This window comes from Snodgrassella sp. B3837, from assembly GCF_026535955.1.
Taxonomy (GTDB): Bacteria; Pseudomonadota; Gammaproteobacteria; order Burkholderiales; family Neisseriaceae; genus Snodgrassella; species Snodgrassella alvi_E.
The window spans coordinates 114,932-135,414 of the sequence record NZ_JAFNPI010000019.1 but is presented as its reverse complement, the minus strand read 5'-3'; the positions used below and the strand labels follow the sequence as shown (position 1 = coordinate 135,414).

The following is a 20,483-nucleotide window of genomic DNA, read 5'->3' as shown; positions in this document are numbered from 1 at the left end:
TTATATTGTTATGCCGATTATTCGACCGATCATGCTGGTAAAAGCGAGTGCCAGAGCACCGAGGATGATGATGCGGATGACTGCCGGTCGTTTGGGTGCCCCACCTAGATGGGCTGAGATGCAACCGAGGATGCCGAGACCGATTACGGTGGTGACAGCCAGTGTGCTCATTAGCCAAACGGTTGAGCTTAGTAGTGATAGTAATACGGGTAGTAGGGCGCCGCAAGCAAAAGAAAAGGCAGAAGCCATCGCTGCTTGCAAAGGGTTGGCTTTACTAACTTCGGTGATGCCGATTTCTTCGCGGGCGTGGGCTTCGAGGGCGTTGTGTTTGGTTAATGCTTCTGCTACTTGCTGTGCCAGTGTCTGATTTAAGCCGCGCTGCCTGTATATATCAGTAAGTTCTGCCAGCTCAATTTCGGGATAGCGAGTGAGAGAGTCGAGTTCTTTGCGTAAATCGGCAGCTTCAGTATCGCGCTGGCTGGATACGGAAACATATTCCCCGGCGGCCATGGAGACAGCACCGGATACAAGGGCAGCAATACCGGTAATGAGCAGGGTCTGGTGGTTTGGTTCAGCAGCGGCCAGACCCATCAACAGGCTGGCTGTAGAAATGAGGCCATCATTGGCACCGAGTACGCTGGCTCGCAGCCAGTTATTACGGTTGGAAAAATGTTTTTCTTCATGCCAGGATTGATTCATTTGTGGCTCCTGATATGTACAGGTTAATGCTTTTTGTTCTATACCGTATCACATCGCTATGGGGTGTGGGTACGGTTTACCTTAAGCTTCACTTAAGGCTGTTTTTTTACACTTGCCACTGTTTGGTTAACAGGGGCTAGCAAATGCAGTCTAAATGGGTTTTGAGCAGTAATCGAACGGTGTTATTGCTGAGTGTTTATATTTCTGTAGTTTTGAATTTCGGCTTCTGGAAATATCTGGTGCAGCATGTTAGTTTTAATCACAACATCATATTATGGTTAACTATACCCTTTTTTCTGCTGGCGGCGATGAATTTCTGTATGCAATTGCTGTTTTGGCCTTATTTGCATCGGGTGATGGTGCCTTTGTTGCTGCTACTAGGTTCGGCAGTAAGCTATGCGGTAATGATGCAGAATATTTATTTTGATGCGAATATGCTGCAAAATATTATTCAGACTAATGTTGGTGAGGCTGGAGCTTGGTTGACGCCACAATTTTGGATGTGGCTGGGGATAACGGGTTTGTTACCGGCACAGTGGTATTGCTGGGGGATAAAGATTGGCTATGCTCGTCCTTGGTTTCGTGAGCTAGGTGGGCGTTTGTTGGTGATGGGTGGTTCTCTGGCTATGGTGGCAGCGATTATTTTTCTGGCATATGGTAGCTATATTTCTTTTTTTCGTAATAATAAGGCTGTGAATCATCTGATTGTGCCAACAAATATTGTGGGTGCGGCATTGAAAACCGCTTATAACGCTTATGATGCGCACCAGCCGTTACAGAAAATTGGGCTGGATGCCCGTCATCAGCAACAGGGGCCGAAGCGGTTGCTTGTGGTGGTGATGGGAGAAACCACGCGTGCACAAAGCTGGGGCCTGAATGGTTATCAGCGCCAGACTACGCCGGAGCTGGCGGCGATGGGAGAGCAAGTAATTAATTTTCCGCAAGTCACTTCTTGTGGTACGGCAACGGCGATATCTTTACCATGCCTGTTTTCCAATATGCCACGTCAGCACTATAAAGCCAATTTGGCTAAACATCAGGAAGGTTTATTGGATGTTTTGCAGCGTGCGGGTGTGGATGTGCTGTGGCGTGATAATGATGGCGGTTGTAAAGGGGTGTGCGAGCGCGTCCGCCATGTGGATGTACGAGATTGGGCACCGAATCTGGAATGCAACGGTGATGGGTGTTTGGATGAGAGCCTGTTGCTTAATTTACGGGCTGCGATTGCTGATTTACCGGATGATGCCGTGCTCGTACTGCATACCATGGGTAGCCACGGACCAGCTTATTATCAGCGTTATCCAGATGCGTTTCGGCGGTTTACGCCTACCTGTGATACCAATCAGATTCAGCAGTGCAGTAATGAGGAATTGCGCAATACTTATGATAATACGGTACTGTATACGGATCATGTGCTGGCTGAATTGATTAAGCTGTTGCAGCAGGAAAAGGGACTGGCCAGTGCCATGTGGTATTTTTCTGACCACGGTGAATCTTTGGGCGAAAATGGAATGTATCTGCATGCCACACCATACGCAATCGCGCCGGCGGAACAGACCCACGTGCCGATGGTGTTTTGGGCTAATCAGGATTTTGCCCGTGTCAGCCATTTGGATATGGGCTGTCTGCGCCGGCATGCTCAGCAGCAGGCCTACTCACACGATAATATTTTTCACTCAGTGCTTGGATTGATGGATGTGCACACTAATGAATATCAGTCACAGCTTGATTTATTTGCAGAGTGCCGGTCGAAAGAGTAAATGATTCGGTTGAGTTGATAGTAAATGTTTAGGTTTGGTCGGTTTCGGGCTGGGTGGGGATAAATTGCTGTAGCCATTGGTGCGTTGCAGTGGTATCAAAGGCCTGACTGGCATAGCTCATTAATAGGAGGTTATCCGGCAAGTACGCATCATATTTTTCCAGTTTTCTTTCCGGTACCTGCTCGGCCAGTACCCACGCTTCATCCTGCTGGGCTTGTGCCAGATGTTGCAGGATAGTTTTTACTTGCTGAATGGAGGAATTTGGAATGGTAATGAAACCAGCATTTATGTCTGGCTCTAGTTTTTCACGTTTAAGCAAGGCAAAGAGGGTATTGACGATTTTATCGCCTTTCCATGGAAATAAATAAACTTTATTACCAAGCTGGATGAGGTTTTCTTTATGCAGTTTTAGAGCTTTGAATATTTGACAGCTTCCTGTAAATATTTTTTTTGTGGTGTCGTCGGTGAAGTCTGCTTTTCCCTGTCCTACCGGTATTCTGAAATCCTCTGCACATAATATTTTGTACATTTCTTCTCGAATCGCATCATGGATATTCAGACTGCTGCTTGCAAATCTGGGGGGATTTCCGGCTTTGGTGTGCCGAACCAGAATAACTTTGTCTTCAGTGTTGATATCAATGATTTGCCAGCGCTGTCCGGCGAAAATGATATTTTGATTTACGGTCAGGAATCCTAGCATCGGTATGGAACCAAGAATTTTATTTTCTGTTATCAAACGGTATTCTTCGGGAGTGTGAAAAACGCTGTAAAATGTATAGTGGTTGACGAGTTTTTCGCCATTCACGCCTAAGACCAGAATATTGTTGTGTGTTTGGGTAATCAATTGTTGTATACCCATGTGGCTGAGCAGGATTTTAAATTGATAGGTGGTAATGTTCTGAAATGGGCCTTCTTTACATAATATATGATACAGCTGTTCGGTTCTGACACCTCCCCATTGTGCCAGTGTGGCCAATATCTGGTGCAAAAGAGTGGAAAAATGTAGTAATTTGGGATTGGCTGGCTCAAACCATTTACTGCTGATTAGCAGGCGTACCATGGCCAGTGCCTGTATTAGCTCCAGATGTAATAAGTCCGTGATATCTGATTTTTTTGTGACTTCCCGTTCAGTGATCAGCATGCGTAATACAGCAGCATTACCACGCCTGCCGCTGCGTCCTACACGCTGGCGCAGACTAGATACGGAATGGGGACAACCTATCTGGATAACCGAATTGACTTTACCGATATCAATCCCCAGCTCCAATGTAGAGGTGCAGATAGCTGTGGTGGGCAGTTTGTCCTGCTGTAAACGTTTTTCTAGCGTTTCACGCAATGATTTGTCTAAAGAACCATGGTGAGGAAAGAATTCATTGGGCAAATTGTTTTGCTCACACATATCGCTGAGTCTAACAGCGACAGACTCAGTATTTGCGCGGGTGTTAGCAAATACCAGATGATTGCTGTTGCGGCATAAGCGGAACAGATCTTGGCACATCTGAGAAAGGGCAGAATAGGTGGGGCTTTTGTCAGGAAGGTCTTTTGTACGGGTGGCCTCTTGTGGTTCTATATAGGTTCTGAGCTGCAGTTTTATCAGGGAGCGGGCTTGTGTCTCGCGAATAATCTGGCATTGCAATCGCTGGTTGGGGCGTAGTGATGCAGGTACGCTTTCTATATTGCCTAACGTGGCACTAAGGGCGATGCGAGGAATTGTTGTTTGTAATTTGCCGAGCAAATGCTCAACACGAGTGAGCAAGGATAGTAATTGCTGCCCTCGCTCACGCCCGACAAAAGCATGGAATTCGTCGATAATGATATATTGCAGTGACTTAAATGCAGTGCGGAACCAGCCGGAATCATTTATAAGAAGTGCTTCCAGCGATTCAGGAGTCATCAGAATAATTCCGGATGGTGATTTTTTCAGTTTGTTTTTTTTGCTGGCAGGGATGTCGCCATGCCACGGTGTCAACTGCATTGATACTATTTCTGCCAAACTGTGCAGGCGTCGGTACTGGTCGTTGATCAGTGCTTTTAACGGACTAATACATAGAATACTGATGCTGTCTGTTATATTCATGCATTGGCTGCAGGCAGGTAAAAAAGCTGCTTCTGTCTTGCCTGCAGCAGTGGAGGCTGTGATTAAGACATCAGTCTTGGCGGCCAGAATGGGTGGAATGGCTAGTTGCTGGATTTCGCGCAGGCTCTGCCAGCCCTGCTGGTATATCCATTTTTTTACTTTATGATTAAGTAATTGATAGCTGTCCATTACAGTTTGAAATCAGTCAGTTCGTCATCTTCTTGTGCATCTTCTGTGTACTCCATATCGATATCAGAGTCTTTTTCTTCTTCCACTTCCACAGAATCAAGCAGTTGCTGCCATGAAATATCAGGGTTTTGTTCAATAACAGCCAGCATATCTAGAAATGCTTTGATGGTATTGCGCGGGGTACGGAAATAAGCGTCGCCGATGGTTTGGCTGCAATGCACCAAAAAAGTTTGCAATGATTCATCTGGTACTAGATAATTGCTGGTGTCGCCGTAGGCGTAAACATGGCGCAGGTTTTTTAGCAAAATGTACAGCTCTTCCGGTGTGAGGCTGGCCAGATGCAGGGCGGGGGAGGAGTAATCAATCACGCCGGCCTGTTTGGCAAAATTATTGTCAGCCAGCCGTGATTGCAATGCTTCATAGCTATACAAACCTTTGCGTGGATCTAGCAGGAATTCTGGTGTGCCACCTAATAAAAAGCCAATGTATTCCGCATTACCTTGCAAACAATCATTTAACATGCGCAATATTTGTTCATAATTGGATTTTCTGGCCTGTGAACTGTTGAGTTTATACAGATTGACCATTTCATCTAAATTGACCAGTAGTCCGCTGTAGCCAGCCTGCCGCACAAACAAGCTCATGATTTTCAAGGAGTCGTAAAAAGAAGCATCCGAAATAATAGTTCGGACACCCAGATCGTTACGAGCTTCTATTTTGCTATTGTATTCAGCGCGCAGCCACTTAATCGCACAGGCCTTTAGTTGCTCATCTTCCTGTTCACTGGCTTTCCAGTAGGCTTCGATAACTTTGGCAAAATCGTAGCCGCCGACCATTTCCGAAATGGCTGACAGTCTCTGGTGCAGAATTTTTTCCACACTGCTGTCTGTGCTATCAGCCTCTTTTTGCACCTGTGTGATAAATTTCTCTACTACACTGGTCAGAGCATTGCCATCAGGTTTATTGCGAGTAGCCATGTTTATCATGAGCTCAGAGTACAGATTTTTGGCCTGCCCATTGGTGGCATGGAGGCGCCGGTCAGGAGATAAATCGGCATGTACTGTGACAAATTTGTTCTCGAGCGCAATTGCCCGCACCACGCTCATAAAAAAAGTTTTTCCTGATCCATAATCACCAATAATCAGTCTGAATGCTGCTCCACCATCCTCGATGCGTTTGATATCTTGTATCATGGCTTTCAATTCATTCACGCGTCCGACCTGTATATGCTGTATGCCGATTTTAGGGGTAACGCCGGTTTTCAGTGATTGAATGATGGCATCTCTTTCTTTTGCTCTGATTCGCTTTTGCATCTTTATTTTATCCTTGTAGTTCAGCGACTATTTCAAAATCAATATAAATATCATCATCTTCCCCAATCAAAGGGGCTTCTACGCGTTCGTATGCCCAGTCATTGATGGTTTCGATGGCTCCGTCCGGCAATAAATCAAGCTCTTTACACAGTCCAATATATTCATTACGTGACCAATGTTCCTGCGTAATCAATTTATCGAACAATTGTTGGTGAGCATTATCAAGCATATGCTGGTTTTGAGGCACGGGTGGAGGAGGCTGGGGTTCATCGTCTTCATTGTCAGAGCTAAAAATAGAGCCCAGTAACGACTGCACATCGCTCGTCTGGCTTTCATGTAGTCTGAGCACAGCTGTGTCTAAAAGGGTATTTTCCGATTCAACTGCAGGTTTGGTCTGTTTCGAAATTGTTGTTGGCTGAGTGGCTACAGGCGGAGCAGTGGATACTGATAGATTATGGATATCGCTAGCTACTGTGGATTTGTCCAGACCCAAAGCAGTATAAAGTTTCTCAAGCTGTCTGATTTCCTTGTTTTCAATTACGCCATCAGCTATTGCAATGGAAATTAGCAAGTTACTAATTATTTTTTTCTGGTTTGAATCAAGTTTCTCGATTTTATCTTTTAAACCCTGCATTCCATAAGTATTATTTAGGCACCACAGTAGAAAAGCATGTAGATACTGTTTTTCTGCATCTTGCAAAGATTCATTCGAATCAATAAAACGTGCGAGAAGTTCTTTTTCTTTAGCATGAACCACCCCATCAATATTGGCTACAAGCACCCCCAGCCTTAGCAGCAGCTCGGTATTTCGGAACTCATTACTTGGCTGAAAACCAGTACCATTGTGTGCCCGATACAATACAATTAGTCCGTCAGGTTTGATTTTAATCTGCTGAACACGGCTGTCTGGCACAAGCACTAGTTTGAATCTGTTTGCTACCCGCTGCATCAGCTCATTTTCTTTTTTATTGATTGCTTTGTTTAAATCGGTATGAATATTTTTCCAGAAGTCCTGTACGGAGGTTACACCATTATGCTTGTTCAGAACCGTATCTACCCATTGCTTGAACTGATTCAGTACAGGGAAACCAGAAGCATTCAGTAATTCATCCGGCAGAAGCATTAAAGCAGCAAAATCGTCACGGGAAGAATTTTCTTTGGCTAAATAGCGGCTGAATTCACCAAGTAGTTCGGTGCAATGTTCTGCAATGGCGATTAAGTCTTTTAAGGGTTTTTTTAGAATACTGGGGTCAGGTAGATCAGTATTATTCCATTGATGCAGGCCACTGGAGCGATTTGCAGCGCGATATTCGATTTTTAAACTGGTTTTATTAGGGCAAACCAACATTCCATCGGCAAAATATTCCTTAAATTTGGCATAAAATAGCTGCTGAAATTCTTCTTTACAGCGTCGCGCAGCTGTTCTGAAATAATAATCGTCGGAATAGCGTACCCAGTCCAGAGCCAGACTGGCTTTTATTGGTTTCTCATTTTTTACCGTTACCGCCAGAATCAACTTGAAAAATAATTCATTGGAAAAATGAAATAATTCATTTTTCAGGTGATTAGTGACAGCAGGCCGCAAATAAATCATCAGGGCTAGTAAATTACCTGAATAATTATTAAAAGAGTGATTGCCGTTGTAAATTCGGCGTAAGCGCACTATTTCATGAAAAATATCGAGATATTCCTGATTATCAATGGATTGAATAGCATTTTTACAAGCCAGAATACGTCTTTCCAGACCGAAAAAATAAAGAAATATATAACCGATTGGCATGTTTGGATGTGTCCGTTCTGATGCCAGCCAGTCGAGATAAACTCCTCGGCATTGCTGAGACAGCCCCGAATAACTAGGCCAATAGCACAATGAAGCATCGGAATAAATTTCTTTGCAGTTATCCAGGTTGCTGGGCAGAAAAGCCGGCAGATTAGGGTCGATCAGACAATCTTCCGAACTGTAACCATCCAGTCCTTTCAGGCTTTGTCCATAGAAAATAAAGCCTTTAGATAATTTCCTATTATGAATAGAAACCGATTCTAATGCTCCTAGCCACCGGCCTTTTTTTGCACCAGCGGTAGTGGTTCGCGATTTGTCTTTGCCCGAGCTGATAACAAAAGTAGTAAGCTCATCATCTCTGTCTGGAGTAACGGTGTTTTTATGACCTTTAATCTGGGTCAGTAATTCTTCAATCACGGCACTGGCATCAGTCTGACTGGACTGTTGTACCGGCTGATTACTTTCTTCTGTCTGCATAGCACATTTGTTAGCAGCCGAAGATTTTCTGGCAGCAGAACGCTTATCTGAATGAGGTTTACGTGGTCGAGATACTGGGGGCGTGGAGTTATTTATATTGGATAGAAGCACAATCAAACTGATAACGACAACGATACAAGCTAAAAATGCCATTTTTAAAACGCCATCCCACTTTATAATTCAAAGGTTAAAAAATTACATCACCGCAACCATACCACCCAGATAAAATTAACCATAAAAGACAAATTTATAGAAAATATGCTTTTGATAGTACGACATGATTTATGCCTTCGCCAAGTTTATTGTTCTTATAATTTGGAAAAAAAATGGTTTAGGAAGTAAGTGTTGCATCTACACAAAACTTTAATTAAACATGAAAAATGTAAATTAATAATTGAAGCGCTACAGAATAATATTCGAACATTATTGACTGATATTTGCATCGCTTTGCTCTGGTTCACACCTTAAAAATTAATTACCTTATCAGCGTCCAGCTTCAGGACGCTGTGGTGCAAGCTGCCGTATAATCTCCTCTTTCTCAGTTGAATGTGAAAGACATAACGCATGTGGTTTAAGCAATTAACTATTTACCCGCTTAATAAAGAGAATTTACCGGCTCTGGAAACTTTGGCAGACAAACTCGCTCAAGCTGAATTCAAGCCATGTATGGGGCTGGACTGGGATAGCATCGGATTTGCCAGCCCAGTATCATTTAGCCCGGAAATGGTGTTTCCGGCACAGAACACCTTGCGTATAGCATTAAAAAAAGAAGAAAAAGTATTACCGGCTGCAGTGGTACGCGATATTTTGGAAGAAAAAATCAGTGAAATCCGGGAAGCAGAAGGGCGTAATGTTGGCCGCAAGGAAAAGATGGAACTAAAAGAAACCATCACAGATGATTTACTGCCGCGTGCCTTTACCAAAAGCAGCAAAACAGAAGCGTTAATTGATACGCAGCGTGGTCTGCTGCTGATTAATCAGGCCAACACCAATCGCGCAGAAATGCTGCTTACCAAATTGCGTGATGCATTGGGCGGTTTGGAAGCTAGGCTACCGCGAACCCAGCAATCGCCGGGCAGTCTGATGACAGAGTGGCTGCTGAATGGTGCTGCAGCCGGCCATTTTGAGCTCGATAGTGATTGTGAACTGAAAGGTCTGGGTGATGCTGCACCGGTGGTGCGCATCAGCCATCAGGATTTGACTGCCGAAGAAGTGGTTAATCTGGTGAAAAACGGTAAAGTCGTTACTCAGCTGGGGCTAAGCTGGCAGGATAGAGTGCGCTTTGTGCTCACACAGGATTTTACTCTGAAGCGCATCCAGTTTCTGGACGTGATTCAAGAAGAAGCAGCTGGTCAGGGTGATGATATACAGAGCATAACTTTTGCTTCACAAATTCTGATGGCTGAAGCTTTGGGCGATCTGCTGGCTGAGCTGGTTCATCATCTTGGTGGCTGGATGGCCGATTAAATGTATATGCAGGCGTAAATTGCCGCAATAGGCCTGCAACAGCAGCAAAGGCTTCGGTATAATGCGCTAAATTTATCAAGGGTATCGTCATGAGTATTAAATCAGACAAGTGGATCTGCCGCATGAGCGAAGAGCATGGCATGATTGAACCATTTGAACCGAACCAGATTAAACAGGTAAACGGTGAAAAAATCATATCCTATGGCACTTCAAGCTATGGCTACGATATCCGCTGTGCCCGTGAATTCAAGATTTTTACCAACATTAACAGCACCATTGTTGACCCGAAAAATTTTGATACGCGCAATTTTGTTACCGTTGAGGATGATTTCTGCATTATTCCGCCCAATTCATTTGCGCTGGCTCGTACAGTGGAATACTTCCGTATTCCGCGCAATGTGCTCACTGTGTGTCTGGGTAAATCCACTTATGCGCGTTGTGGCATCATCGTCAACGTTACGCCGTTTGAACCGGAGTGGGAAGGCTATGTCACTCTGGAGTTTTCCAATACCACGCCTCTGCCAGCTAAAATTTATGCCAACGAAGGTGTAGCGCAAGTGTTGTTTTTTGAAAGTGACGAAGAGTGCGCTACTTCTTATAAAGACCGTGCCGGCAAATATATGGGACAAACCGGCGTGACTTTGCCGAAGGCCTGATAGGCGAATTTAAAAAAAGGACGCAGATGCGTCCTTTTTTATTAAATTATCGTTTAAAAGCAAAATAAACTGCGCCAAGAATGAATGCAAAACTGATCAGGTAATTTAGGCGGAATTCATCTTTTAAATACAGTATTGCAAACAGTGTAAATACTACTAGTGTAACAACCTCTTGGATAATCTTTAGCTGAAAAGGTTTAATACCCCATTGTGCGCCAAGATGATTCGCGGGCACTGCTAGACAATATTCAAACAGTGCAATACCCCAGCTGATAAGAATAATTTGCCACAGCGGAAAAATGTTATTGCTTGGCTTAATGTGCCAGTACCATGCGGTTGTCATCACTAGATTGGAAGCAGTCAGCAGACCGATAACGATTAAATAATGCATAGTAGTGTAGGTGGATCATCCAAAACGATTTAAGACATTGACTGTAATATAATATGAATTTAGCTGATTTGCAGAAAAGAATAGCAATTTCACTCAGAGTAATCTCGATTGGAATAATGGATTAGTAACTTTCTGTTGCTGAGTAAAAAAGTAGCAGCTACCCAATTGCTGAGTTATCGGAATAGGTTTTATTCTGATTTAATGTGCAACTGGGTTTTTGCTAAGAGATTGGTATAAATAAAGCGGTTTATAAAAATAGATTAAAATCGAGAAATTAAAAACACTAAAATTTATGCTATTGAGTTAAATTTGTTTCTCGTTTTAGTTACAGTGTTATTGTGCTGATAACTGCCATAGGGAAGTAATTTCGCGGTTGCGTGCATTGGCTAGTGGAAGATGGTGCTGGTGAGCTTTTGGGTGTGTTGGTTGAATATCGGTTTTTTGTATCACTTTTAAGCCGGCTGATTGTATCCACTGCGGTAAGGCTTCTGTAGGTCGTAAACCCAGATGTTCGGCAATATCGGACATGATCAGCCATACCTGTCCATTCGAATTCAAGTGGTTGAGTGCCTGACTGAGAAAGGATTGCAGCATTTGGTGTGCCGGGTCGTAAAGGGCAGTTTCAATATCGCTGCTTGCTTTGGCAGGTAGCCATGGCGGGTTGCAAATAATGAGGTCGGCGCGGCCATCTGGAAATAGGCTGGTGTTTTGGATGTGAATCTGTCCAGTTAATCCGAGGCGTTGAATGTTGGCTTGTGCGCATGCTATGGCGCGTGGGTTGTTATCGGTGGCAGTTATATGAGCTATACCGCGCTGTGCCAGTATGGCAGCCAGAACACCACTGCCGGTACCGATATCCCATGCGCTGTGGCAGGGCTCAGGCAGGTGTGCTTCGGCTACTAGTTGTAAATATTCACCACGTACAGGTGAAAAAACGCCATAGGGAACATAGATTTTCTGCCCGTTGAGTGCGGGTATGCTGACGCCTGTTTTATGCCATTCATGTGCGCCAATGTAGCCGAGTAGCAAATGAAGGGGGAGAAGTAAGTTGGTGTGGTTGGGACTGCCATATACATCGGTGATTGCGCCTGCAACGTTAGGTGCACGATTATTGGATATTTGTCCGTCTGGTTGAATTTCTATAAGTAGCTGCTGAAACAGGCGGCTGTGTTGTGCCTGTTGCAGGCGGTGTTTGTGAAAATCGTTGTGCATGCGTGCTTTGCTATGTACACGTTTTTTGATTGCTGCCAGTAGCTGTTTGCCTTGGTGATAATCACCCCGCCAAAGCAGTGCGATATTCTGGCGCATCTGCTGCAAAGCTTGTTCTGCACTGATTTGGCTGATTGTCTGAATTTGGGTGGGTGCCGGATGGCGGCTGTCACCGCCCCACATGGCTTGCATGCTCTGACCATGTTCTGTCCAATGTATGGTTTGGTTCATGTTGATTCTGTGCTTAAAAGTCTATTATAAGAAAATGCTAGGTTAAATGGTGTGTTCTGAGAGGTTTAAACTTTGCTTTGCTGGGTAAAACAAAACTGCCTGAATCGATATGGGATTCAGGCAGTTTTTCATGTTATGTTGGTGATATCAGCGATTGTCCATTACGGCCAACAAAATTTGGATTAGGCTGGTAAAAATGTTGTAAATGGAAATAAACAGGGTTAGGGCTGCGCTGGTGGGGCTATCTTCACCGCCGGCAATGACGGCACGGATTTGCCACATGATAATAAGTGAGCTGAAGATAACAAAACCAGCTGCTATGGTTAATCCAAGTGCAGGTATGTTCATAAACATGTTGACAATCATGCCGATGATAAGAACGACTGCACCTACAGTCAGAAACTGGGCAATGCCATTCATGCTTGATTTAGAACGGTGTGCTATGGTGGCCATAGTGAAAAATACCCCCGCGGTCATCAGGGCAGCCATGCCAACGATTTGTCCGCCGATACTAGAGGCTAGAGCAAATTGTAATATGGGGCTAAGGAAAAATCCGAAGCCGAAGGTGAATACCATCAGTAAACCAATACCCAAGTTGTTGTAACGGTTTTTTTCTATGGCGAACATGAGGCCGTAGGCAAAGATGAAAAAGGCGACGACAGATAGCCAAGAATTGCTAAACAATGCATAGAAATTGACATATGTTCCAGCGTAAGCACCAGCTGCGCAAGGCAGGAATGAGAGACCAAGTAGAGCATAGGCTTTGCGCAGCACTACGGTTTGTGGGTTTTCACTAGCTTGTCCAAGCTGAGTGAAATCATAGCTGTTGCGTGGTTGCATGTGTGTAATTCTCCGTGATTTTGTGGGTAAATAATTTCTCAGGTTGATTATATTGTAACAATTGTTGGCATATATGCACAATGTGGTTGCATTGTAAGTAGTAAAGTTGAATTTTTTAATTTTGAAGTAAATTATCTTGTTTATGATATTGTGTTGGTTTGCTGAATTTCAATGTTTTTTGGGATATTTGATAAAAAATACGTTGAAGATTTAAGCTATATCGGCCAGTTTGTGTGACTGCAAGCTGAGCAGCCATTTATTGTCGTGACGATGTTGGTTGAGCTGACCTAATGCTTGCAAAGTGGTAAGCATGTTGAAGCGACCGTTTTGTTCGCAGGGTGAGAGGAAGTAATGTCTGGCCTGTATGTGTTGTTCGATTTTTAGGCAGAATGCTAGAAATTCGGGATGGTCTTCTACTACGATGCGTACTTCATCAGCCTGATTCTGAGCTGGAAACGGATAGTGCTGGCGGTAGTGAAATTTGGGACTTAGTGAGATGTAGTCTATTTGAGGGTCTATCTTTCCTAGTCCGTTGCTTTCTATGGCAAGGTAATAGCCTAATTGTTTGAGCTGCTGTAAGAGCAGGGGTAGTTTTTTGTTGATGGTGGGTTCACCGCCGGTGATGATAATGTTTTTGCTTTGATACTGTTGGACGGTGTTGAGGATTTGTTGCAAAGACATGCTTTGATAGTGCATGTAGTCGGTATCGCACCATGGGCATCTGAGATTGCAGGCTGCCAGACGGATGAAAATGGCGGGCATGCCAGTGTTGTAGCCTTCGCCTTGTAGTGATTTGAAAATTTCGACAATGTTGAATTGAGTCATGTCTAGTTTTGCTGATACTCGCAATAGGATGTGGGCGTTTCCCACAGGGTGATTTTGGATACGGGTAGTTTGTCGCAGAGCTGATTGAAGATGAAGCGGCTCATGCCTTCGGCAGTGGTGCGGCAGGGAAAGGCGAATACTTTGCGTTGCATCTGTTGTAGCAGGGCGGCTATTTTGCATTCGTTGCTATTGCTGGCGTCATACAGGTAGGCGTGATCAAGCTGGCTGATGATGCTTTGGTTGATGATGGTTTTAATGTCGGCAAAGTCCATTACCATTTCTTTGCTGGAGCCGTGTGGCCGGAGCTGGTCACTGATTTCGACTATCAGCCGGTAGGTGTGGCCATGGAGATTATGACATTTGCCTTTATGTCCATCTAGCATATGACAGGCATCGAATTGGAATTCTTTGGCGATTTTGTACATATTGCTTCTGCTTCAGCGGCTGTTTGAAAGACTAAAACCGTAATGAGCAGAAAATATGGCTGGATTCAGCTGAGACATGTGAATTGACGCTCCTAGTTTTTTTGCGTGGGATGGATTGCGAACCACGTGGTTATTCTGTTGTTAATAACACTATATGCAGATTGATGATGCTTTGCTTCTATATGAATATATATTTTAATGGAAACGGGTGGGGTTTAACAAGGGTAACTTTGGGGTGAGATGGGTGTCAGTGCCGGCCTGAGCGCCATATAGACCAGATGACCCACAGGCTGTTACTGAATGCGAGCAGATAGCCAATCAGGCCGAAAAAAGACAAGCCGAAGATTTTTGGACCGGCGTTGATGTTCATTACGATGGAAGAACCGATAATCAGTGCCGCGGTAACGATCCCCATGGTTAGCCGGTTGGCTACTTTGTCTAGCTGATTGTTGAATTTGTCGATATGCTGAATATTGATGCTGACGGGAAGTTGGCCATGCTGAATGCGCTTATTTAGTTGCAACAGGTTTTGAGGCAGGCTGTTTATGAGTTGTGAGAGTAGGTGCAGCTGCATTTTGCTGTGACGCCAGAATGTGCGGGTGTTGAAACGCTGGCGTAATACGTTGTGAATGGAGTTCTGGGCATGGCTAAGAAGTTCGAAATCACCGTCTATCTGTTTGATGACGCCATCAAGCGTAATTAAGCATTTGAATAAAATTACTAGGTCGGCCGGCAATGTGAGGCCGTGTTCGCGGATGATGTAGGTGATATCATTGATAATCTGGCTAATGCTGATATCGCCGCTGCTGAGCTGTTCATAGTTGAGCAGCATTTCGAATACGTCGCTGCCGAGCTGATTTTCGTTAAGTGGTTCGCCCTGTGCCCAGTTGGAGAGAATATATTGTAAAGCAAACTGGTCGCGTTCCAGCAGAGCTTGAATAAGGGAGATGATTTCCTGATGGCGCTGCTGGCTTAGGCGGCCGATAAGGCCAAAGTCTATTAGGGTGATACGGCCATCGTTTCGCACTAAGATGTTACCGGGGTGGGGGTCTGCATGAAACAGGCCGTGCTGTAATATCATGTCGAGTAAAATATCAACCAGTGCTGCAGCAAGCTTGCGTCGCTGTTCTTTGCTCCAGCTGCTGAGAGCAAGATTTTTAAGTAAAGTATCGTCAATATATTCTTGTACCAGTATTTGACGGTTAGAATACGCCGCATAAGTTTGCGGTATATGGATTTGCTGTTGGTGGTTGTAAAGACGGGCAAAATGTTGCATATTGCGACGTTCAGCAGTGAGATCTGTTTCTTTTTCAAGTGAGCGGGCAAAGTATTGCACCATTTGTACCGGATAGTAGCGTCTGGATTCAGGTATTTCTGATTCCAGTAGCTGAGCTATGTGGTTAAGAATACGCAGATCGGCTGCTACGGTGGATTCTATTCCCGGTCGTTTCACTTTGATGGCGACCTGCTCGCCGCTGCTGAGTGTGGCTCGGTGAACCTGTGCGATGGATGCGCTGCCGATGGGCTGAGCTGATATGTGGCTGAAGATGCTTTCCAGTGGCTGGTTGAGCTGAGCCTGAATGATGTTTTTGATTTCTATGATGGGAAGAGGATGGGTATTGTTTTGGAGTTGAGCAAATTCCTCCGTCCATTCTTCTCCGAAAACATCTGTACGGGTGGCGAGTATTTGTCCGAGTTTGATGAATGTGGGTCCCAGCTCTTCAAAGGCAAGGCGCACGCGCCGCGGTGTACTGAGATAGCCCTGCTGAGCCGATGGGTCGGTATGTTTGTACCGGCGTATCGGCAGTTTGATACGAACAAGAAATTCACCCAGACCGTGTTTGGCCAAAATGGTAAGAATTTCACGCATACGGGTCCAGTCGCTAATGCGGGATGAGCTGGGTGAAAACATATGATTATGTCCCGAACAAAGTCTGCTTACAGGATAGCAGAATTGTTTGATGAACAGATGGAATAATGTTGGCATGAAGTGGATAAAAAAATTAATGAAAACGGCAACTGTATGCCTATGCGCCGGTTTCATTTTGGTGCCGCCGGTGATGGCGGCGCCTGACGAGGGACTGGATAATGCTGCACTGGAGCGTCTGATTCGTGACAGAACAGCAGCACCAGCCGTGCGTACGGGTGATGATGCCAGTGACCTGATTATGAATGCGATGGGGTTGCTTGGAGTAGCCTATCACTTTGGTGGTAATTCACCTACCAGTGGGCTGGATTGCAGTGGATTTATGCAATATATTTTCCGCCGCAGTATGGGGGTGACGCTGCCGCGTAGCTCGCGCCAGATGGCTACGGTTGGTGAAGTGGTAAGCCGTGCTGCACTGCAACCGGGTGATCTGGTTTTTTTCAGCCCCGGCGGTGGTGGGATTTCGCACGTGGGTATGTATATTGGTAATGGTAGAATGATTCACGCGCCTCGTACGGGCAAGAATATCGAAATTACCAGTATTGAGCAGGGGTACTGGTCTAAAGCTTTTGTCACGGCGCGCAGGGTGAAACATTGATGAAACCTTTACCTCCGATGCCCAGATGGGTGGATGATGCCGGTAATGTGGTCTCTTGCACGGAAAAAATTAAAGTAATGCAGCAGAATATGCAAGAAATCTATGAGCTGGCACAGGAAGCCTTTGAAGATGGATTGCTGATGGGTTGTCAGGAAAAGCAGCTGCGTGCTTATCTGGCTGAATTGATGGCTACATTGGATAATCCCTATCAGAAATAAGTTTAGCTGTATCTGAACTTTGCTGGCAGCTAAATACAGGATTACGATTTATTCCGTTGTAGCGGCGTGTTTTGTGCAGCTTCAGTGTGCGGTAATTACATGGTAATGGGCGATGTAATGTATCATTACATATGTATGCTCTTGCCGATATTTTGCAGTAGCTGCTCAGGCAGGTGTCTGGATTGCATGTTTTCAATGTAAGCTGACAAACAACAATGCCCGTCTTAAGGACGGGCATTGTTGTTTATACCGGATTGTTATCAGAACAGGTTGTCTAATGGTTTGCCATTGGCACTGTTGTTGGATGATTTGGGTTTAGGTGCAGGAGCTGGTGCGGCTGGAGTTTCCGGATTGTTGTCTCTGTTGGTAGCAGCAGGTGCATTGGTGGGTACCAGTGGCTGTAATTCTTCGTTGTCCGCATTGGCTTTTGGCTTAGTGCTATTTTTTATAGGTGTGGCCGGAGTCTGCGGAGCTGAGGCGCTGTCATTGTTATCACTGTCAGAAGCAGTGGTGACAGTAGCATTGGGAATAAATACCGGTGATTGCGTGGTATTGTTGTTTCCGGGAGCACCATTGGGTGTAAGAATTTCAAAACTAGCCTGTGAGGCATAGCCGGCTGTATCTGGTGCATTGTTCAGCACCTGCCAAGCGTGAAAAACAAACCAGACAACAAAAATAGCCAGAATCAGAAACAGGCTGAGAAGGATTTTAGTGAAGGTGCTTAGGCCAGCTTTAACCGCGTTTTTTTTGTTTTTGCTTTCGGGTGCGGTGGGTTTTGTGCTCATGATGTGGTAATCCTTTAAGGGATATCGTCGGGTGTAAGGCAGTTATTATACGCAAAATTGTGTTTACGCTAATCAGATACTTTACTTTTTAGTTGCTGCAACCGGCCGTTTGTGAGCATTTGATTGCAGCAGCTGGGCGCTTATCAGGAACTGGCTGCTGTGGTAGTGGGGGTGTTTTCAAAGGTCTGATATAGGGTAACCACTTTTTGCACGCCAGAGGTGGTGCTGATGGCTGCGGTGACAGCCTGCTGTTCTGCTGGTGTCAGAATACCCATGACGTAGGTAACACCGTTAAAGGTAACAACCTTGACGTGATTTGGTGAAACGCCTTTGGTATTGAGCAGGTTGGAACGGACTTTTGATGTAATCCATGTGTCGTCCGTCACATGGCTCAATTTACGGTTCTGACTGGCGATGTCTATGTAGTTGTAAACTTTCTGTGCAGCAGGCTGAGCACGGGCTACGCGTTCCACAAGATTTTTGTCATTTTCGTTGGCTACTAGTCCGAGTAGCAGGATTTGCCGATTGTAGCTGATAACGGATAAGGTTGGCTGGAATTTGCTTTCCTGTGCTTGGCTGTTGAGATAGGAAATGGCGCCATCGTGAATGCGTACTTCCATTATTTTGTCATCGGTCTGAGCGCCGGTAGTGCGCCGATCGGTGACAGACAGGGTGCCAACGGCAGCTCCGCCTACCAGAACAGCCGGACATCCGGTGAGGGTGGTGGTCAGACACAGCCCCAATGCCAGGGCAGACAAGTATTTTTTCATGAGATACACCTGTAATTTGTATTGATGCTGTTTATAAACCACCGAGCAATAATTGGTCAATCTGTGCGCACAGGGCATGAATGGTAACCTGATGTGCTTCAAGTACGCGCAGGGGATGGTCTCCAGGGACGTTTAGCCACAGGTCATCATCGTGTAGCAAGGCGGCTACTTCGCCACCACTGCCGCCGGTAATGGCCAGTACACGCATATCGCGCTCATGGGCAGTTTTGATTGCACTGACGAGATTTAGGCTCTGGCCATCGGCTGAGAGTACGCATAGCATATCGTGCTGTTTGCCGAGCGCATGAATCTGTTTAGCAAAGACATCTTTGGGTTCGCTATCTGTCAGCGTGCTGATTACGGAAGGATTGGTACAGAGAGATAAGGCAGCCAGAGCCATGCGATCCTGTTGCAGGCGGGTAACCATATAAGCGGCCAGTGTGTTGGCCAGAGAAGCATAGGCGCCATTGCCGGCTATCAGCAGTTTGCCATCGCTCATCAGAGCCATGAGAATGCCCTGAGCCACTTCGGCAATGGGTTCTGCCAATAAATCAGCGCATTCGTTTAGTAGCTGGGCGCTATCGACAAAGTGTTGATGGGCGGAAATGGGTTCTGTCATATAAGTTTATGTGTCAATTAATATGAATTTGCGCTTTGTGTTTTGAGCCGATAAGGCAGCCGGATAATGTGCCCGTTGTTCGGTTAAATAGTATTTCTGGTGGTGGTAAGGTATTTCCGGTTGGTGCTTGAATACGAATGCAATGTGACATCGTGGTATAGTATTCATTTAAGGCTGAGTGCTGCCGGTATTCTGCCTTGACACTTAAATGATCACTTAACCAGATTACGGATTGATAAATGCAAGTCCATTACCAGAAAGCTGTTGCCAGCATTGTACCGCAAACCCTTTATGTAGTGGCTACTCCAATTGGTAATCTGGCTGATCTGAGCTTTCATGCTCTGGCTGTGTTGTCGCGAGCTGATTTGATTTGTGCCGAAGATACGCGGGTAACTCAGCAATTGCTGCGGGCTTATGGTATTTCGGGCAGGCTGATTAGTGTGCGTGAGCAGAATGAGCAAAGTATGGCGCAGCGGGTGATTGATGCACTGGCAGCAGGAGAAGTTGTGGCACAGGTTTCGGATGCCGGTACACCGGCGATTTGTGACCCCGGTGCCCGTTTAGTTACGCGGGTGCGAGAAGCTGGATTTACGGTATCACCTGTGACTGGTCCCAGTGCGGTGATGGCTGCTTTAAGCGTGGCTGGAGTGACGGAATCTGATTTTTATTTTGCAGGTTTTCTGCCGCCCAAAAGTGGCGAACGTCAGCAGCGTTTAAAGGAGTGGCAAAAAGCAGTTTGTCCGGTGGTGATGTTTGAAACTCCGCACCGGATTATGGATACGCTGGCACAGATGGCTGTGTTGTATCCTCTGCGTAGTATGCTTTTGGCGCGAGAAATTAGTAAAACTCATGAAACTTATATAACGGGTACGGTGGCGCATATCCAGACGGTTTTACAGACGGATGCTAATCAGAAACGTGGCGAGATGGTATTGGTGCTGCATCCGGCCGAAGTTGAAAAGCAGGCTGATTTGTCTGCTGAGGCAATCCGTGTGATGCAGATTTTGGTGCAGGAACTGCCTACCAAGCAAGCCGCCGCTTTGGCTGCGGAAATCAGTGGTGAGAGTAAAAAAGCACTGTATGACTGGGCAATTGCTGAGAAAAACAGCCTGAATAATACATAATTATTAGGACATGTTAAAATAGTTTAACCTTGATGCTATTTTACACAATGCTGGGCATTGTTTATGATAATGTCTGAATTGGCTGTTGCCGCCGCTATCGCGC

General features: G+C 45.3%; 19 protein-coding genes and 1 riboswitch. Of the genes, 6 read left to right on the top strand and 13 right to left on the bottom strand.

Annotation, left to right across the window (positions count from 1 at the left end):
* On the bottom strand, positions 1–699 hold the full coding sequence (locus J3U67_RS07530) for a VIT1/CCC1 transporter family protein (protein WP_267391292.1): 699 nt from the start codon (positions 697–699) through the stop codon (positions 1–3).
* A 143-nt stretch (positions 700–842) separates the two neighbouring features.
* Between J3U67_RS07530 and J3U67_RS07525 the strand changes: the two genes are divergently transcribed.
* Positions 843–2,459 (top strand): phosphoethanolamine transferase, encoded by a 1,617-nt coding sequence (locus J3U67_RS07525; protein WP_267391291.1) that lies wholly within the window; start codon positions 843–845, stop codon positions 2,457–2,459.
* A gap of 28 nt (positions 2,460–2,487) precedes the next feature.
* On the opposite strand, the gene J3U67_RS07520 is transcribed toward J3U67_RS07525, so the two are convergent.
* Genes J3U67_RS07520 through J3U67_RS07510 form a run of 3 tightly spaced genes read right to left on the bottom strand, consistent with a single transcriptional unit; the run spans position 2,488 to position 8,448 of the window.
* The gene (locus J3U67_RS07520) at positions 2,488–4,725 is read right to left on the bottom strand and encodes a DEAD/DEAH box helicase (RefSeq protein WP_267391290.1); all 2,238 of its coding nucleotides are present in this window, start codon (positions 4,723–4,725) and stop codon (positions 2,488–2,490) included.
* Positions 4,725–6,038: an ATP-binding protein gene (locus tag J3U67_RS07515; RefSeq protein WP_267391288.1), complete on the bottom strand. Its 1,314-nt coding sequence runs from the start codon at positions 6,036–6,038 to the stop codon at positions 4,725–4,727. The genes J3U67_RS07520 and J3U67_RS07515 overlap by 1 nt, the downstream gene beginning before the upstream one ends.
* 7 nt (positions 6,039–6,045) lie before the next feature.
* Positions 6,046–8,448: a TerB N-terminal domain-containing protein gene (locus J3U67_RS07510; protein ID WP_267391286.1), complete on the bottom strand. Its 2,403-nt coding sequence runs from the start codon at positions 8,446–8,448 to the stop codon at positions 6,046–6,048.
* Between the two features lie 411 nt (positions 8,449–8,859).
* On the opposite strand from J3U67_RS07510, the gene J3U67_RS07505 reads away from it, so the two are divergent.
* Together J3U67_RS07505 and dcd are read left to right on the top strand one after the other, a co-directional pair.
* Positions 8,860–9,762, top strand: a complete 903-nt coding sequence (locus tag J3U67_RS07505) for a recombination-associated protein RdgC (RefSeq protein WP_267391284.1) — start codon at positions 8,860–8,862, stop codon at positions 9,760–9,762.
* A gap of 89 nt (positions 9,763–9,851) precedes the next feature.
* Entirely contained in the window at positions 9,852–10,418 is a 567-nt protein-coding gene (gene dcd / locus J3U67_RS07500; RefSeq protein ID WP_100139758.1) for a dCTP deaminase, read from the top strand.
* 46 nt (positions 10,419–10,464) lie between these two features.
* Here dcd and J3U67_RS07495 read toward each other — a convergent pair whose 3' ends face one another.
* The 6 genes from J3U67_RS07495 to J3U67_RS07470 all read right to left on the bottom strand — a co-directional run bounded on the left by J3U67_RS07495 (position 10,465) and on the right by J3U67_RS07470 (position 16,251).
* A complete protein-coding gene (locus J3U67_RS07495; protein ID WP_100139759.1) occupies positions 10,465–10,809 on the bottom strand; it encodes a DMT family protein in 345 nt (114 codons plus the stop codon).
* 333 nt (positions 10,810–11,142) lie between these two features.
* Positions 11,143–12,249 (bottom strand): class I SAM-dependent methyltransferase, encoded by a 1,107-nt coding sequence (locus tag J3U67_RS07490; protein ID WP_267404587.1) that lies wholly within the window; start codon positions 12,247–12,249, stop codon positions 11,143–11,145.
* A 147-nt stretch (positions 12,250–12,396) separates the two neighbouring features.
* A complete protein-coding gene (locus J3U67_RS07485; RefSeq protein ID WP_267391281.1) occupies positions 12,397–13,089 on the bottom strand; it encodes a Bax inhibitor-1 family protein in 693 nt (230 codons plus the stop codon).
* Positions 13,090–13,299: 210 nt separating this feature from the next.
* The gene (locus tag J3U67_RS07480; protein ID WP_267404584.1) at positions 13,300–13,914 is read right to left on the bottom strand and encodes a 7-carboxy-7-deazaguanine synthase QueE; all 615 of its coding nucleotides are present in this window, start codon (positions 13,912–13,914) and stop codon (positions 13,300–13,302) included.
* A gap of 2 nt (positions 13,915–13,916) precedes the next feature.
* Positions 13,917–14,339: a 6-carboxytetrahydropterin synthase QueD gene (gene queD / locus J3U67_RS07475; protein ID WP_267391279.1), complete on the bottom strand. Its 423-nt coding sequence runs from the start codon at positions 14,337–14,339 to the stop codon at positions 13,917–13,919.
* An 86-nt stretch (positions 14,340–14,425) separates the two neighbouring features.
* Positions 14,426–14,471, bottom strand: a riboswitch (PreQ1 riboswitch).
* Positions 14,472–14,586: 115 nt separating this feature from the next.
* Entirely contained in the window at positions 14,587–16,251 is a 1,665-nt protein-coding gene (locus tag J3U67_RS07470) for an ABC1 kinase family protein (RefSeq protein ID WP_267391278.1), read from the bottom strand.
* Between the two features lie 94 nt (positions 16,252–16,345).
* Between J3U67_RS07470 and J3U67_RS07465 the strand changes: the two genes are divergently transcribed.
* Both J3U67_RS07465 and J3U67_RS07460 read left to right on the top strand, forming a co-directional pair.
* A complete protein-coding gene (locus J3U67_RS07465) occupies positions 16,346–16,864 on the top strand; it encodes a C40 family peptidase (protein ID WP_367577800.1) in 519 nt (172 codons plus the stop codon).
* Entirely contained in the window at positions 16,864–17,082 is a 219-nt protein-coding gene (locus tag J3U67_RS07460) for a hypothetical protein (protein WP_100139765.1), read from the top strand. The genes J3U67_RS07465 and J3U67_RS07460 overlap by 1 nt, the downstream gene beginning before the upstream one ends.
* Positions 17,083–17,342: 260 nt before the next feature.
* Here J3U67_RS07460 and J3U67_RS07455 read toward each other — a convergent pair whose 3' ends face one another.
* From J3U67_RS07455 to J3U67_RS07445, 3 genes are all read right to left on the bottom strand, one after another.
* Complete coding sequence (locus J3U67_RS07455; protein ID WP_267391277.1) at positions 17,343–17,867, bottom strand: hypothetical protein; 525 nt, start codon at positions 17,865–17,867, stop codon at positions 17,343–17,345.
* A 143-nt stretch (positions 17,868–18,010) separates the two neighbouring features.
* On the bottom strand, positions 18,011–18,637 hold the full coding sequence (locus tag J3U67_RS07450) for a BON domain-containing protein (RefSeq protein WP_267391276.1): 627 nt from the start codon (positions 18,635–18,637) through the stop codon (positions 18,011–18,013).
* 31 nt (positions 18,638–18,668) lie between these two features.
* Entirely contained in the window at positions 18,669–19,256 is a 588-nt protein-coding gene (locus J3U67_RS07445) for a D-sedoheptulose-7-phosphate isomerase (RefSeq protein WP_267391275.1), read from the bottom strand.
* A 239-nt stretch (positions 19,257–19,495) separates the two neighbouring features.
* Here J3U67_RS07445 and rsmI point away from each other — a divergent pair, with 239 nt between their 5' ends.
* A complete protein-coding gene (gene rsmI, locus J3U67_RS07440) occupies positions 19,496–20,380 on the top strand; it encodes a 16S rRNA (cytidine(1402)-2'-O)-methyltransferase (RefSeq protein ID WP_267391274.1) in 885 nt (294 codons plus the stop codon).
* The last annotated feature ends 103 nt before the right edge of the window (positions 20,381–20,483 follow it).